Origin of the sequence: Sulfitobacter sp. G21635-S1 (assembly GCF_027213915.1) — a bacterium.
Lineage (GTDB): Bacteria > Pseudomonadota > Alphaproteobacteria > Rhodobacterales > Rhodobacteraceae > Sulfitobacter.
Map to the genome: position 1 here is coordinate 44177 of NZ_JAPWGV010000030.1, position 14949 is coordinate 59125.

Annotated in this window: 17 protein-coding genes; 12 read left to right on the forward strand and 5 right to left on the reverse strand. The window is 60.0% G+C overall.

What is annotated here, in order from left to right; genetic code table 11:
• Positions 1-21 precede the first annotated feature (21 nt).
• The 8 genes from O4H53_RS22655 to recO all read left to right on the forward strand — a co-directional run bounded on the left by O4H53_RS22655 (position 22) and on the right by recO (position 5552).
• Positions 22-678 carry a DUF2062 domain-containing protein gene (locus O4H53_RS22655; RefSeq protein ID WP_114273661.1) on the forward strand — a complete coding sequence of 219 codons (657 nt, stop codon included), beginning with the start codon at positions 22-24 and terminating at the stop codon, positions 676-678.
• A gap of 26 nt (positions 679-704) precedes the next feature.
• Positions 705-1454, forward strand: coding sequence for a pyridoxine 5'-phosphate synthase (locus tag O4H53_RS22660; RefSeq protein ID WP_114273660.1), 750 nt, complete (start codon positions 705-707; stop codon positions 1452-1454).
• Between the two features lie 54 nt (positions 1455-1508).
• Positions 1509-1910, forward strand: coding sequence for a holo-ACP synthase (gene acpS, locus O4H53_RS22665; protein ID WP_114273659.1), 402 nt, complete (start codon positions 1509-1511; stop codon positions 1908-1910).
• Between the two features lie 102 nt (positions 1911-2012).
• Positions 2013-2849, forward strand: a complete 837-nt coding sequence (lepB, locus tag O4H53_RS22670) for a signal peptidase I (protein WP_114273658.1) — start codon at positions 2013-2015, stop codon at positions 2847-2849.
• A complete protein-coding gene (gene rnc, locus O4H53_RS22675) occupies positions 2846-3532 on the forward strand; it encodes a ribonuclease III (RefSeq protein WP_269367332.1) in 687 nt (228 codons plus the stop codon). Before lepB ends, rnc begins: the two co-directional genes overlap by 4 nt.
• The gene (gene era, locus O4H53_RS22680; protein ID WP_269367333.1) at positions 3529-4437 is read left to right on the forward strand and encodes a GTPase Era; all 909 of its coding nucleotides are present in this window, start codon (positions 3529-3531) and stop codon (positions 4435-4437) included. The genes rnc and era overlap by 4 nt, the downstream gene beginning before the upstream one ends.
• A 60-nt stretch (positions 4438-4497) precedes the next feature.
• Positions 4498-4827, forward strand: coding sequence for a DUF1491 family protein (locus tag O4H53_RS22685; RefSeq protein ID WP_269367334.1), 330 nt, complete (start codon positions 4498-4500; stop codon positions 4825-4827).
• Positions 4827-5552 (forward strand): DNA repair protein RecO, encoded by a 726-nt coding sequence (recO, locus tag O4H53_RS22690; protein ID WP_269367335.1) that lies wholly within the window; start codon positions 4827-4829, stop codon positions 5550-5552. The genes O4H53_RS22685 and recO overlap by 1 nt, the downstream gene beginning before the upstream one ends.
• Here the strand turns inward: recO and O4H53_RS22695 are convergent.
• Positions 5536-5931: an META domain-containing protein gene (locus O4H53_RS22695; protein WP_269367336.1), complete on the reverse strand. Its 396-nt coding sequence runs from the start codon at positions 5929-5931 to the stop codon at positions 5536-5538. The genes recO and O4H53_RS22695 overlap by 17 nt on opposite strands.
• Positions 5928-6455 carry a TetR/AcrR family transcriptional regulator gene (locus O4H53_RS22700; RefSeq protein ID WP_114273654.1) on the reverse strand — a complete coding sequence of 176 codons (528 nt, stop codon included), beginning with the start codon at positions 6453-6455 and terminating at the stop codon, positions 5928-5930. Before O4H53_RS22700 ends, O4H53_RS22695 begins: the two co-directional genes overlap by 4 nt.
• Positions 6456-6576: 121 nt before the next feature.
• On the opposite strand from O4H53_RS22700, the gene O4H53_RS22705 reads away from it, so the two are divergent.
• Positions 6577-7791, forward strand: a complete 1215-nt coding sequence (locus tag O4H53_RS22705) for an MFS transporter (RefSeq protein ID WP_269367337.1) — start codon at positions 6577-6579, stop codon at positions 7789-7791.
• Here the strand turns inward: O4H53_RS22705 and O4H53_RS22710 are convergent.
• Entirely contained in the window at positions 7788-9476 is a 1689-nt protein-coding gene (locus tag O4H53_RS22710) for an acyl-CoA dehydrogenase family protein (protein WP_269367338.1), read from the reverse strand. The two genes, O4H53_RS22705 and O4H53_RS22710, sit on opposite strands and share 4 nt — an antisense overlap.
• A gap of 344 nt (positions 9477-9820) precedes the next feature.
• Positions 9821-10180 (reverse strand): helix-turn-helix domain-containing protein, encoded by a 360-nt coding sequence (locus tag O4H53_RS22715; RefSeq protein WP_269367353.1) that lies wholly within the window; start codon positions 10178-10180, stop codon positions 9821-9823.
• Between the two features lie 162 nt (positions 10181-10342).
• Between O4H53_RS22715 and O4H53_RS22720 the strand changes: the two genes are divergently transcribed.
• Positions 10343-11269 carry a helix-turn-helix domain-containing protein gene (locus tag O4H53_RS22720; protein WP_269367339.1) on the forward strand — a complete coding sequence of 309 codons (927 nt, stop codon included), beginning with the start codon at positions 10343-10345 and terminating at the stop codon, positions 11267-11269.
• A 101-nt stretch (positions 11270-11370) separates the two neighbouring features.
• Positions 11371-12078, forward strand: a complete 708-nt coding sequence (locus O4H53_RS22725; RefSeq protein WP_269367340.1) for a hypothetical protein — start codon at positions 11371-11373, stop codon at positions 12076-12078.
• 174 nt (positions 12079-12252) lie between these two features.
• Here the strand turns inward: O4H53_RS22725 and O4H53_RS22730 are convergent, their stop codons facing one another.
• Positions 12253-13851 carry a phosphoenolpyruvate carboxykinase gene (locus tag O4H53_RS22730; RefSeq protein WP_114273650.1) on the reverse strand — a complete coding sequence of 533 codons (1599 nt, stop codon included), beginning with the start codon at positions 13849-13851 and terminating at the stop codon, positions 12253-12255.
• 385 nt (positions 13852-14236) lie between these two features.
• Here O4H53_RS22730 and O4H53_RS22735 point away from each other — a divergent pair, with 385 nt between their 5' ends.
• Entirely contained in the window at positions 14237-14938 is a 702-nt protein-coding gene (locus O4H53_RS22735; RefSeq protein WP_269367341.1) for a response regulator transcription factor, read from the forward strand.
• The last annotated feature ends 11 nt before the right edge of the window (positions 14939-14949 follow it).

The window sequence follows — 14949 nt, forward strand, 5'->3', positions numbered from 1 at the left end:
TAATGAAATTGGAAACTGGATTTGATTTTCAAACGCCGTGATCCGAAACCGACATTGCGCGCGATGGCCGAATTCCTTTGGCCCCGCGGCGGATGGACACGTGCGTTTCACTACGTCAAACACCGCATGAAACGGCTGCCCGACAGCCCGGAACGTATCGCCCGCGGGATCTGGGCAGGTGTCTTTACGGCGTTTACACCTTTCTATGGCCTGCATTTCCTGATCGCCGCGCTGCTGGCAAAACTGATGAAGGGCAATGTGCTGGCCGCCCTGATGGGGACCTTCTTTGGCAATCCGCTGACCTATGTTCCGATCGGTGTGATGGCGCTGCAAACCGGGCATTTCGTTCTGGGATCGCATTTGCCCGAGGGCGACCACCGATCTTTCGGCGGCAAGTTCGCCGATGCCGGGGGCGATCTTTGGTGGAACCTGCGGGCGATGTTCACGAATGCCGATATGGATTGGTCGGGCATTGTGGTCTTTGTCCAACAGATTTTCTATCCCTATCTGATCGGGGGCATCCTGCCCGGCATTTTCTTTGCCACCCTGTCCTATTACCTCATGGTGCCGCTGTTGCGCGCCTATCAGAAACGGCGCAAGGGGATGATCAAGGCAAAGTTCGAGGCGCTGAAGCAAAAAACGGCACTTAAGGCTGATGCCAAGCGCAAAGTGGATTAGTTTGTGGATCAACGAGGGGGTTGGATATGGCGGAACAACAAAAGCTCAGACTGGGCGTGAACATTGACCATGTGGCGACCGTCCGGAATGCGCGGGGCGGCCAATACCCCGATCCGCTGCGCGCGGCAAAGATTGCCGAAAAGGCAGGTGCCGACGGCATTACCGCGCATCTGCGCGAAGACCGGCGCCACATCTCGGACGCTGATATCGAGGGGCTGATGGATGTGCTCTCGGTGCCGCTGAACTTCGAGATGGCCGCGACCGACGAGATGCAGAAGATCGCCCTGCGCCACCAGCCACATGCGGTCTGCATCGTGCCGGAAAAGCGTGAGGAACGCACCACCGAAGGCGGGCTGGACGTGGCGCGCGAGGAAAACAGGCTGGCCCATTTCATCGCGCCGCTGCGGGATGCGGGATGCCGGGTATCCATCTTTATCGCCGCCGATCAACGCCAGATCGAGGCTGCAAACCGGATTGGTGCGGAAGTGATCGAGCTGCATACGGGTGCCTATTGCGACGCCTATGCAGAGGGGCGGTTCGATGAGGCTCAGGAGGAATTGCGCCGCCTTCAGGAAATGGCGACCATGGCGCATGGCCTGGGGCTGGAGGTGCATGCCGGGCATGGGCTGACCTATGACACGGTGTCGCCCGTTGCCGCCTTTCCCGAAGTGCGCGAGCTGAACATCGGCCACTTCCTGATCGGGGAAGCGATTTTCCTGGGGCTGGAACCTGCCATTGCGGAAATGCGTCGGCTGATGGATGAAGCACGGTCATGAGCAAGGTCGGTGTTGCGCCGAACGGGGCGTGACCTCTGTGCGAAAGGTTTCCTCATGATCCTGGGCATTGGCACCGACCTGGCAAATATCGAACGCATTCAGGCCACGCTTGACCGTTTTGGTGACAGATTTCGAAACCGGGTCTTTACCGAAGTCGAGCAGCGAAAGGCCGAACGTCGCAAGGATGTGGCCGGAACCTATGCCAAACGCTGGGCCGCGAAGGAGGCTTGTTCCAAGGCGCTGGGCACCGGGTTGCGCATGGGGATCAGCTGGCGCGACATGGCCGTCAGCAACCTTGCAACCGGCCAGCCGGTGATGGCGGTGACCGGCTGGGCGGCGGAACGCCTGCACGAGATGACACCGCCGGGCCATGAAGCGATCATCCATGTGACCCTGACAGATGATCATCCCTGGGCGCAGGCCTTTGTCGTGATCGAAGCGCGCCCGCTCTCCTGACCTGCGGCGTGCCGCTTCCGCTCACCCGGGCGCACCCTCCCTTGACAGTAGCGCTGTCCCTGCGCATGTACCCTCAAGCCCGAGCATAAAGGAAAGCGCCGAATGGCCGAGAAGGAAAAGACAGGCAACGCCTTTGTCGAAACCGTCAAAACAATCGTCTATGCACTGTTGATCGCAGGCGTGTTCCGAACATTGTTCTTTCAGCCGTTCTGGATTCCCTCCGGTTCGATGAAGGAAACATTGCTGATCGGTGATTTTCTTTTCGTGAACAAGATGGCCTATGGCTATTCCTATGCCTCCTGTCCAAGCCTGATGCTGCCCCGCTTTGGCATCGAGGTGGATGCCAAGGACATCTGCGGTGTCTTTGACGGCGAGAACACACGCCTGTTCGGGAGCGAGCCCGAACGCGGCGATGTGGTTGTCTTCCGCCACCCGGTTTCGGGCCGCGACTATATCAAGCGGCTGATCGGGCTTCCCGGCGATACGGTACAGGTCAAGGCGGGTGTGCTGCACATCAACGGCGAACCCGTGGCGCTGAAAGACGCAGGGGTCTTTGAGGAAGAGATGACCGCGCAGGGCCCGCAGGGTTTGCGCCCCCGGTGCGAGAATGGACCCGTGGGCGAGGGCGGCACCTGCATCAAGAGCCGCCAGATCGAGACCCTGCCGAATGGCGTGTCCCACGCGATCCTGAACATCGGCGATCAGCAGTCGGACCACACCGGTATATATAACGTGCCCGAGGGGCATTATTTCTTCATGGGTGACAACCGCGACAATTCTGCCGACAGCCGTCTGGCGCAGCAGGCGGGCGGCGTTGGTTTCGTGCCTTTCGAAAACCTGATCGGCCGGGCGGATCGTATCATGTTCAGCTCTGCCGGCCGGTCGATGCTGTTTTTCTGGACCTGGCGCGGCGACCGGTTCTTCAAAGCGGTGAAATGAAACTGAGCGCGGACCTCAAGGCCTTCGAAGAGCGCATCGGCCACCAGTTTGCCGATCCAGCTCTTCTGGTCCGCGCGGTGACCCATGCCTCGATGTCTTCGGCCAACCGGGACGACAACCAGCGTCTGGAGTTCCTGGGCGACCGGGTTCTGGGGCTGGTCATGGCAGAGGCGCTGCTGGCGCTGGATACCGGGGCGACGGAGGGGCAACTGGCCCCGCGTTTCAACGCCCTGGTCCGCAAGGAAACCTGCGCGGATGTGGCGCGCGAGATTGATCTGGGAAAGGTTCTGAAGCTCGGCCGGTCCGAGATGATCTCCGGTGGCCGGCGCAAGCTGGCGCTTTTGGGGGATGCGATCGAGGCGGTGATTGCCGCCGTCTACCTGGATGGTGGCTTTGACGTGGCCAAGGCGCTGGTTCTGCGGCTTTGGGGCGCTCGGATCGACACTGTCGAGGAGGATGCCCGCGATGCCAAGACGGCCTTGCAGGAATGGGCGCAAGCGCGCAAGCTGGCGCCGCCGCAATATGTCCAGACCAACCGCAGCGGCCCCGATCATGCCCCGGTCTTTACCATCGAGGCGCGATTGGAAAACGGCAAACAGGCACGGGCAACCGCCCCGTCGAAACGCGCAGCCGAACAGGAAGCTGCAAGCACGCTGCTCAGGCAGCTGGAGAACAACACATGACCACCCGTGCCGGATTCGTTGCCCTGATCGGAGAACCCAACGCGGGTAAATCCACCCTGCTCAACCGCATGGTGGGGGCGAAAGTCTCCATCGTCACCCATAAGGTGCAGACCACCCGGGCCCGGATCCGGGGGGTGGCGATGGAAGGGGAGGCCCAGATCGTCTTTGTGGATACGCCGGGGCTGTTCCAGCCGCGCCGCCGGCTGGACCGTGCGATGGTGGCCGCCGCATGGGGCGGGGCCGCGGATGCCGATGTGGTTGTCCTGCTGGTCGAGGCCCATCGCGGGGTTACCGAAGGGGTCGAACGCATTCTCGAAGGCCTGGGCGATATCGGCGAGGGCCGCAAGGTGGCTCTGGCGATCAACAAGATCGACCGGGTGGAGGCGCCGGTTCTGCTGGGTCTCAGCAAGGACCTGAACACCCGCTATGACTTTGCGGAGACCTTCATGATCTCTGCCGAGCGGGGACATGGCGTGGACGCCCTGCGGCAATGGCTTGCGGGTGAGGTTCCGCAGGGGCCCTGGTTGTACCCCGAGGATCAGATCGCGGACCTGCCGTTGCGCATGATCGCCGCTGAGATGACCCGCGAGAAACTGACCCTGCGGCTGCATCAGGAATTGCCCTATCAATTGACGGTTGAGACGGAGAACTGGGAAGAGCGCAAGGATGGTTCCGCCCGGATCGATCAGCTGATTTATGTCATTCGCGACGGCCACAAGGGCATTGTCCTGGGCAACAAGGGCGAGACCATCAAACAGGTCAGCAAGGCCGCGCGGGAAGAGCTGGAGGAATTCCTGGGCAGGCGCATTCACCTGTTCCTGCAGGTCAAGGTTCGGGCGAATTGGCTGGACGAGGCGGAGCGCTATACCGAAATGGGTCTGGATTTCAAAGATGGCAACGGGTGATCCCGGCCGGTATGTTGCGCCGGAAGAGTGTATTTTTGGAACAATGAAGCGGGGGATGGCGTGCCCCGTCTGACCGCACGATTCTGGGTCGACGCCTATCTGGCGCGGTTGCGGCTGAGCGATATCCCGGCCTTTGTGGTTGCGCATGGCGATGACACCGGCGGTGCGGTGCTGGTCAAGCTTGCGACGCTGGATGGCAATGCCGTGTTGTTCCATCGGTCATTCGACCTGATGACCGGGGAGCGTCGCTGGGTCGAGCTGAGCAGCGGTGCCGAGCGCGAGGTGGATGACACGGTGGCGCGGCAGCGGGGTTTTGACCCCGATCTATGGGTGATAGAGGTCGAGGACCGTCAGGGGCGGCACCTGCTGGATGAGATAGGCCTGGCCTGATGGAATGGCGCGGTCAGGGCATATTGCTTGGGGTGCGGCGCCACGGGGAGACATCCGCCATCATCGAAATGTTCACAGCGGCACAGGGGCGGCATCTGGGTGTGGTGCGCGGCGGCACCAGCCGCAAGATCGCGCCGCACCTGCAGCCCGGTGCGCAGCTTGACGTGGCATGGCGCGCGCGGCTGGAAGACCATATCGGAGCCTTTACCGTCGAACCGCTGCGCAGCCGGGCCGCCCTGGTGATGTCGGACCGGCTGGCGCTGGCCGGGTTGAATGCGGTTACCGCGATCCTGTCCTTTTGCCTGCCGGAGCGTGAGGCGCATCCGGGGCTTTATCACCGGACGGAGCGACTGCTTGATCTGCTGGGGCAGAATGAGATCTGGCCGCTGGCCTATCTGCAATGGGAGCTGGGGCTGCTTGAGGAGATGGGCTATGGGCTTGATCTGTCGTCCTGCGCGGTGACGGGGACCACGGAGAAACTGGTGTATGTGTCCCCCAAATCCGGGCGGGCGGTGTCAGCAAAAGGGGCCGGCGACTGGGCGGAGCGGCTGTTGCCGCTGCCGGATGTGCTGCGCGGGCAGGGTGACGCAGAGGACATTGAGATTGCCGCGGCCTTTCGCACCACCGGATATTTTCTGGAGGCTCATCTGGCACGGGATCTTGGCGACAAGCCCCTGCCCGAAGCGCGGGCGCGTTTCGTCGAAGCCTTCAGTCGGCGGCTTTGAACGTCAGCAACACGCCGCTGTCATCCGACAATGTCAGCGTGTCACCCAGCACCTCTGACAGGGTGGCGGCCTCCAGCAGGGTGAAATAGGCGCTTTCGGCGGCAAGGTCCGGGCAGGCGCGTCGCGTGGCGAGGATCGGGCCTGCATCGAACCACGGGTAGGGCACGGTATTGGTTGTCGAAAAACCGTTACAGGGGCCCTGACCCCTGACCACGCCCTTTTCAGGGAAAGTGAGTGTGGCGGTGGCGGCAAAGGCGGCGTCCTGCAATTCGACCAGGCGCCATTGCTTGTCAGCGGCACCATGGCCACGCAGGGTTTCGTCGCTGTCGCAGGCCGCGAGGGCAAACAGCGCCAGAAGCGGCAGATGGATTTTTATCATTCGAGTGCCAATACGGTATCGACAAGGATTTCAAAAGCCGCCGCAGAGGTCTCGTCACCGGATGCCGGGACCTGAGGCAGGCCGATCAGGGAGGCCAGCAGCGCGCGGGCAAAGTCGGGGTTGCCCAGGCCCAGCTGGCGCAGCAGATCCTCCAGATGGGACAGCCGTTCCGCGTCGATCCGGGCGAGGGCGCGGGCCACGTCGGGCATGCTTTGCGCCCAGACCCGCAGGGAGGGCTCGGTGGGGTCAGCCAGCATCCCAAGGCCAAAGTCGCGCAGCCTGCGGTTGGCGGCACCGTCCTGCTGTCGCAAATCCGCCAATTGCGCCAGCGCATCTGTCTGCCAGCGGGCGAGCAGTTCCGCGTGATAGGCGGGCACATCCTTGAAATGCCAGTAAAATGACCCTTTGGTCGTGCCCAGCCTGCGGGCCAGGGGCTCGGCGGCAAGCGCCTGCGGGCCCGCCTGCCGCAGGGCGTCGAACCCCGCCGCGATCCACCTGTCCGAATTGAGCCGCGTTGTATTCATGCGCCAGTGGATAGGGCCGGGCCACGGTCAGCGCAAGCCGTCACGCGAAGCAATGTTTCCGACACGCGAATTGTCGCGTAATGCTGCGACGGGCCGGATGCCATGTGATCAAGAAACAGGCATGATAAGTCCACGCGCGCCATTGCCGCTTACCCATTTGCACCTTCCACAGGTCCGCGATTTTGCGATTCTTGCAGGGCTGGAGGCGGGGGTGCGCGGGATGCTGATGTCGGTGATGCCCCTGGTGATATACCGTGCCTATCCGGATGCCAGCCTGGTGAGCTGGATTTACCTTGGCGTCGGGATCGTGTCGCTGCTGTTCGGGCTGATGGTTCCATCGCTGGCGGCGCTCCTGATGCGGCGCTGGATGTATACTGCGGGAACGGCCTTCTATCTTCTGGGTGTTGCCCTGGCCCTGACCCAGGTGCCGGTGCTCAGTGCGCTGGCGCTGGGTGTGCTCAGCCTCGGGACGGTGACCTGCGCGGTCTGTCTGAATGCCTATGTGCTTGATTACGTGGCGCGGACCAACCTGGCGCGGTCTGAATCTATGCGGCTGCTGTTCAGCGGGCCAAGTTGGGTTGTGGGGCCGATCACCGGGGTCTGGTTGCTGAACTGGTGGACACCGGCACCCTTCATTGTCGCGGGGCTGTTTGCCCTGGTGCAGATGGCGATGTTCTGGCGGCTGCGGATGGGCAATGGCAAACAGATCACCCGCGCGCGGTCGCAGGCACCGCAGCCGCTGGCCTACCTCGGTCGCTTCGTGCATCAACCCCGGCTGGTGGCGGGCTGGCTGTTTGCGGTGATCCGGTCCTGCGGCTGGTGGGTCTATGTCGTATATCTGCCGATCTATTGCGTCGAAAACGGGTTGGGCAATGCGGTGGGGGCGGCGGCGCTGTCGGCCTCGAACATGACATTGTTCGCGGCACCGCTGCTGATGGTGGTGGTGCGCCGGGTCGGCGTGCGCAACGCCGTCAGCGGGGCCTTCGCCGTGGGTGGTGCCTTTTTCATCGGGGGATGGATGTTGACGGCGTCGCCCTGGATGGCGGTGGCGAGCCTCTATATCGCATCCGTATTGCTGATCATGCTGGATGTCTGCGGCTCGCTGCCGTTCCTGATGGCGGTGAAACCGTCGGAGAGGACGGAAATGTCGGCGGTTTATTCCAGCTACCGCGATGCCTCGGGGATCGTGACACCTGCGGTGGCGGGTCTGGTTCTGTTGAGCATGCCGATCGCAGGTCTGTTTGCGGTCTGCGGGGGCGGGATGTTGTGGGCGGCCTGGCTGGCGCGGGGTTTGCACCCGCGCCTGGGAGAGGCAAGGCCGAGGTTTTCTACCTAGCCAAGCAACCGCCGTGCGATGACCTGCGCCTGGATTTCGGCGGCCCCTTCAAAGATGTTCAGGATGCGGGCATCACACAACACGCGGCTGATCTTGTATTCCAGGGCAAAGCCATTGCCGCCGTGGATCTGCAACCCGTTGTCGGCGGCGGCCCAGGCGACCCGTGCGCCCAGCAGCTTGGCCATCCCGGCTTCCACATCGCAGCGGCGGCCCTCGTCCTTTTCGAAGGCAGAGAAATAGGTCAGTTGTCGTGCAATCATGATCTCGACCGCCATCATGGCCAGTTTTGATGCCACACGCGGGAAGTTGATCAGCGCCTTGCCGAATTGCTTGCGGTCCTGCGCATATTGCATGGAGATATCCATTGCCGATTGCGCCACGCCGATGGCGCGGGCCGCTGTCTGGATGCGCGCGGATTCAAACGTCTCCATCAGCTGTTTGAAGCCTTTGCCTTCTTCGCCGCCCAGCAGGTTTTCCCCTTTGACGTGGAAACCGTCAAAGCCCAGTTCGTATTCCTTCATGCCGCGATAGCCCAGGACCTCGATTTCGCCGCCGGTCATGCCTTCGGTGGGGAAGGGGTTGGCGTCATCGCCGGGGGTCTTTTCGGCAAGGAACATCGACAGGCCGCGGTAGTCGGTGGTGTCAGGGTCTGTCCGGGCGAGCAGGGTCATCACATGGGTGCGCGCGGCATGTGTGATCCAGGTCTTGTTGCCGGTGATCTTGTAGTCGTCGCCGTCCTTGACCGCGCGTGTGCGCAGGCTGCCGAGGTCGGAACCGGTGTTCGGCTCGGTAAACACCGCTGTGGGCAGGGTTTCTGCAGAGGCGATGCGCGGCAGCCATTTCTCTTTCTGCGCATCCGTGCCGCCCGCGATGATCAGTTCCGCCGCGATTTCAGACCGGGTGCCAAGGGAGCCAACACCGATATATCCGCGCGAAAGTTCCTCCGAGACCACACACATCGAGGCCTTGGACAGGCCAAAGCCGCCGTATTCCTCGGGGATGGTCAGGCCAAAGACACCCATTTCGGCCAGTTCGGTGATCACCTCCATCGGGATCAGTTCGTCCTTGAGGTGCCAGTCATGGGCAAATGGTTCGACTTTTTCGACCGCATAGCGGCGGAATTGCTCGCGAATCATCTCCAACTCGTCATCGAGGCCGGTGGCCCCCATGGTGATGTTTGCGGATTGCTCCTGCATGAGTGCGACAAGACGAACGCGCGCGGCCTGCGTGTTGCCGCCCTGGGTCAGCGTCATGATCGCGGGTTCCATCAGGCCCCGCATGTCATCCTGCGACAGGCCCAGGTCCTGCAGGCGCAGGATTTCGCCCTGGTTCATCTGGATGCCGCCATAGATCTGCCAGAGATATTCGCCGAAGGCGATCTGGTGGATCAGCTGCTCGATCTCGCCGAACTTTCCGTTCGATTCCAGCGCTTCGGCCCATTTCTGCATCTGGCGCAGGGATTGGGCGTAGGTGGCCAGCCAGGCAAGGCCATGGGCTGCGGTCTGATTCTGTTCGATCAGATCGGCCGACACCCGGCCATCGGCACTGACCATCGCGCGCAGGCTGACCTTGGCCTTTTCAAGGATGGTATCAACCGGGCCAACCGCTGCTGCGGTAAGCGCCAGCAGGTCGTCCAGTATCACAGGTGCATTCAGTTTCGTCAGGTCCTGACCATCATGTGCCATGTATATCATCCCTTTTCTGCTGGGTGACCACTTAGCCTCTTCGCAGTCGCAGCACAACAAAGATACGTTTCGCTGCGGAAATTTGTTCTAAAATTGCGCAGCCGATTGTTTCTTTCCTGCATGACACCACGCAAAAAACGAGCGTTGACAGGCGGCTACCCTATCTTTGGCCGTCACGGCGGCCAAATCAATGTTGAGATTGGGTTTCGCCGCCGGGTTGGCGCCCGGCTGCTTTCAGAACAACCACGTGTCGAAACAGCGGGCACTTGGCAAAGGATGATGCCCAAACGGGCCTGATTTATAATGAAATTTTGGGACAGCTGCAGGGGAGCCCTGCAGCCATCTTACACCTGACGTGCAACCGTGACGCCGGAAACGTCTTCGATAAAGGTGACGATCCGGGTTTTCACGGCATCGTCCTTGATGGAGGCCAGCGCAGAGACGATTTCCATGCTCGGGTCAGCATTGGGGGCGGTGTTCGCATTGTCGTGCAGCCCCTCAAAGAAGTAGGACGGCGGAACATCCAGGATTTGCGACAGTTCGAAAAGACGGCTGGCGGCAACCCGGTTTGAACCGATCTCGTATTTCTGAATTTGCTGAAACGAGAGTTGGAGCTTTCGTGCTACATCTGTTTGCGAAAGGCGGCGCAGAGTCCGAATTTGCTTAAGTTTTTTGCCCACATGGGCGTCTACAGGATGGGTCATAACTTCAAACCTCTGGTTGAACATACACTTTAATCGCGAGTTTCCCCATTTCGTTCAATTGCGTAGATTCTGTTATTTTCTGATCACGAATGTGATGTAGATGGGTGATATTTGTTGCATTAATGGGTGATTGGTTTACGATTTTCGTTGATGAATAAACCCATGACCGACATCGACGTAACACCGAACGATATCGAAAGCGCGCCGCCTGCACTGCTTTTCGAGATGATCCGGTCTTTTGTCACGCTTGCCCGAACTTTGAACCTGAGCCATGCTGTTAAGGAGTTGGGCAGCACAAGGCAGACATTGCGCCGACACATTGCCTCGCTTGAGGCGGAGCTGGGTGCGCCATTGTTTGTCGTGGATGACCGGCGTTATCAGCTGAGCGAGAAAGGCGAGGCAAGCCTTGCCGGTGCAAAGGATATCCTTGCGCGGGGCAAGACATGGCTGCGTGGCGCGTCCTCGTCGCATGGGAACCTTCAGTTTCTGCAGGCCCATGTCGGCGAATGGGATTTCTACCAGGAGCAGAAACCGATCGGCCTGATATGGGATGACTCGTCCCTCCTGCTGCGTGAAACCTTTCGGGCGTGGTCCATGTCCTGCGGCCAGATTGAGAGCGAAAATCTGGCCCATGTCCAGCCCTATCTTCTCGTGTACCGCGAATCAGGGACAGAATGGCTCTGTGTCGAATTTGGTGAACGGTCGGCCTATGTGGGATGGTTTGGGCTGGATTATGCCCGTTCAAGCATTGGCCGACCCATTGCCTTGCTGCCTGCAGGCGAAGAATTCGGCCATATGCTCAATCAGGCGTTTCACGATGTGCAGGCAACGCAACTTGCCCGGCTGGATCATGTATTCACCCGAATGCCCCGTCCGGACGGTGAAGGCTGGGTGCCAATCGCATATCAACGCCTTATGATGGCAGGCTTTTTCCCTGATGGATCACCGGCGGTCATGACCCTCGTTGTGCCTACTCCAAAGGTCCTGATTCGCAACCTTGAGCCCGAAAAACTGGCCGGTTTGGTGGATATTGGGATGCAGGAATTCGACAAAAATGAGGCAAAATTCGAGGAGATTTCCATGACTTGAACGAGTTGATGCCTTAATTTTGACAAATTCGATTCAATTTACGGGTGTTTTTCTACTTCTTGGCGTAACCTGTGGTCAGGCGGCTAAGGAGACCAATAGTCATGACTGTTCAATTCCCAAGCAATGCGGCGCCCTTCATTGCGACAAGCGGGAACATTCTGGGGGCCAGCAAGATAGAGATCACAGTCGGCAGCGACTTTGAGATTTATAAGACCGTCGTCGAGGAAGAGCGTCCCGCGCAAAAGCTTGGCGATCCATTCAACCCTGATTACCACGATCTCGGTGCGGAAACGGGTTTCTGGCTGATCGGTCGCAACCAGTTTGGCGAATTGATCCATACCCAGGCGTTCAAGACTATCAGTCTTCAGGATGTCGCGCTCAGCACCTATCTGATGCGGAATTATCAGAAATTCCCGCCACCCATTCCCGGTGTCGATCTGGGCCGGTCGCGGTATCGGGCTTCACCCGGTGCCCATCGGATCAACGGCGATGCCGTTTACCATGGTGAGGTCTGGATGGCCCCGGACGACGGGCTGTATCGTGGCACCGGTCTGTCCAGCGTGCTGACGCGTGCGGGCATCCTCGAAGCGGTCAACCGCTGGGATCCCGACTGGATATTCGGCTTCATGTTGCGTGCCGTGGCCTTCAAAGGGTTCTCCGAACGTGTGGGCTATATGCATACCGAACCCGGCGCGCTGAAATGGGCTGTCCATGGCCGTGAACAGCTTTTGGAGGCCTTCATGGTTTACCTCAGCCGTGAGGACGCCCGCTTCATGCTGGATATCCCGGTCGAAGAACTGGTGGCCTGAACCGGACAGACGCGCCAGTATCCAAGCCTTGGTTCTTGTCGGAACCGTCGTTGCCAAATCAAAAACGCCCTCGCAACTGCTGCGAGGGCGATTTTTTTTGGCGATCGCTTCAGGGCGCAAAGCTGGTTCCGTGTTGCCCCTGGGTCGGGGTGATGCGAAACCAGAGTGCGGATCTTAGCCGATGGCGGCTGCTTTCACGTCGTCATCGATATGTGCCATGTATTGGCCGAAGTTTTCCGAGAACATCGTGACAAGCTTGACCGCCTGGCGATCATAGCTTTCGGGGTTGTCCCAGGTGCGGCGCGGGTCCAGCAGGATATCCGGCACACCGTCGACCGATACGGGGACTTCGAAGCCAAAGTTGGGGTCCTTGCGATATTTCACATCCGCCAGCGAACCGTCCAGTGCAGCGGTCAGCAGGTTCCGGGTGGCCCTGATCGGCATCCGGCTGCCGGTGCCATAGGCGCCGCCGGTCCAGCCGGTGTTCACCAGCCAGCAGGTCGCACCGTGCTGGGCGATCTTCTCGCGCAGCAGGTTGCCATAGACTTCGGGGCGTCTCGGCATGAAAGGCGCGCCGAAGCAGGTGGAGAATGTGGGCTCCGGCTCGGTCACGCCACGTTCGGTGCCGGCGACCTTGGAGGTGAAGCCGGACAGGAAGTGGTACATCGCCTGCGCGGGGGTCAACCGTGCGATGGGGGGCAGGACACCAAAGGCATCGCAGGTCAGCATGATGATGTTTTTCGGATGGCCGCCCAGGGCCTTCTTGCTGGCATTGGAGATATAATGCAGCGGATAGGCGCAGCGCATGTTGGCTGTCAGGCTGTCATCTTCGAAATCCAGTTCCTTGGTCTCTTCGTCATAGACCATGTTCTCGATCACTGTGCCGAATTTGGTGGTGGTGGCATAGATTTCCGGCTCTGCCTCCGGAGACAGGTTGATCGTCTTGGCATAGCAGCCCCCTTCGAAGTTGAAGGTGCCGTTGTCTGACCAGCCGTGTTCGTCATCGCCGATCAGCGTGCGCTGGGGATCGGCGGACAGGGTCGTCTTGCCGGTGCCGGACAGGCCAAAGAAGACCGCCGTGTCCACCGGGTTGCCGGTGGCGTGGTTGGCGGAACAATGCATCGGCATGATGTTCTTTTCCGGCAGCAGATAGTTGAGCAGGGTAAAGACGGATTTCTTGTTCTCGCCCGCGTATTCGGTGCCGCCGATCAGGATCAGCTTGCGGTCAAAGTTCATCGCGATCACCGTTTCGGAACGGCAATCATGTTTCTTTGGGTCGGCCTGGAAGGTCGGGCAGTTGATCACGGTGAAATCGGCGGTGAAATCGTCCAGGTCCGCGCGGTCCGGACGCCGCAGCATGGTGCGGATGAACAGGCCATGCCAGGCCAGTTCGGTGACCATGCGGACGTTGATCGCGTGGCGGGGATCGGCGCCGCCGACCAGATCCTGCACGAAGTAATCCTTGCCCTGCATGTGGGCAATCATGTCATCATAAAGCGCATCGAAACCTTCGGGCGACATGGCGGCGTTGTTTTCCCACCAGATCGTGTCGACGACGCTGTCGGTCTTGACCACATGCTTGTCCTTGGGGGACCGGCCTGTGAACTTGCCGGTGGTCACCAGGAATGAGCCGCCATTGCCAAGCGTGCCTTCACCACGTTTCACCGCGGTCTCGATCAGAGCTGGTTCCATCAGGTTGTAATAGACATTGCCCAGCCCCGCGATCTGTTGATCCTCAAGGCGGAACTGCGGGTTTACCCGTCCAAATGTCATGTATTTTCTCCTGCAGGCGCGCGGAAATTGCGCAAATCAAGGTTGCTCAGGCAGTCAGCCTGCGACCATCTAGGGTCATGCAGCGCCTCTTAACACGAGGTTTCAAGATAAGAACAGGCAGGTTTGTCGCAGTTAGCGCCATCATGGCAAACTTTGGCGGAAAGGGTGCTCAAAGAGGTTCCGGGCAGGCGGTGTCCGGGACGGGCAGGCCGGCTGATGTCCATGAAAAAGTGCGGCAATTTAGCCATTCCTAACCAAATTGTGGCCGAATTATGGGTGGAAGCGCGGTGATTCGTAGTTAGAGATTGATTCGGTGGCCACATTCGGGGTTCTATAAATCAAAAATCAAAAACGAATGTTGAGCAGCATAAGAAGGAAGCGGGCAATGTCTAAAATTGCATTGGTTGACGACGACAGGAACATCCTGACGTCCGTCTCGATGACTCTGGAAGCCGAAGGTTTCGAAGTGGAAACCTATAATGACGGGCAGGCGGCACTTGACGCCTTCAACAAGAAACTGCCGGATATGGCAGTTCTTGACATAAAGATGCCGCGCATGGACGGCATGGACCTGCTGCAGCGGCTGCGCCAGAAAACGGCGATGCCGGTCATCTTCCTGACCTCCAAGGATGACGAGATCGACGAGGTGCTGGGCCTTCGGATGGGCGCGGACGACTACGTCAAGAAACCTTTTTCGCAGCGTCTTCTGGTTGAGCGCATTCGCGCCCTGTTGCGCCGTCAGGATGCAGTGGAGACCGGCGAGGTCGGCGATACCGAAGAGACGAAGGTGATGGAACGCGGCGATCTGCGCATGGACCCGCTGCGGCATGCGGTCAGCTGGAAGGGCAAGGAAGTGTCCCTGACCGTGACCGAGTTCCTGCTGCTGCAGGCTTTGGCCCAACGTCCCGGTTTCGTGAAATCCCGGGATCAGCTGATGGATGTGGCCTATGACGATCAGGTCTATGTCGATGACCGGACCATCGACAGCCATATCAAGCGCCTGCGCAAGAAGATGCGGACCGCTGACGACGAATTCTCGGCGATTGAGACGCTTTATGGGATCGGCTACAGATATAACGAAGAATAGAGCAAGCCCTT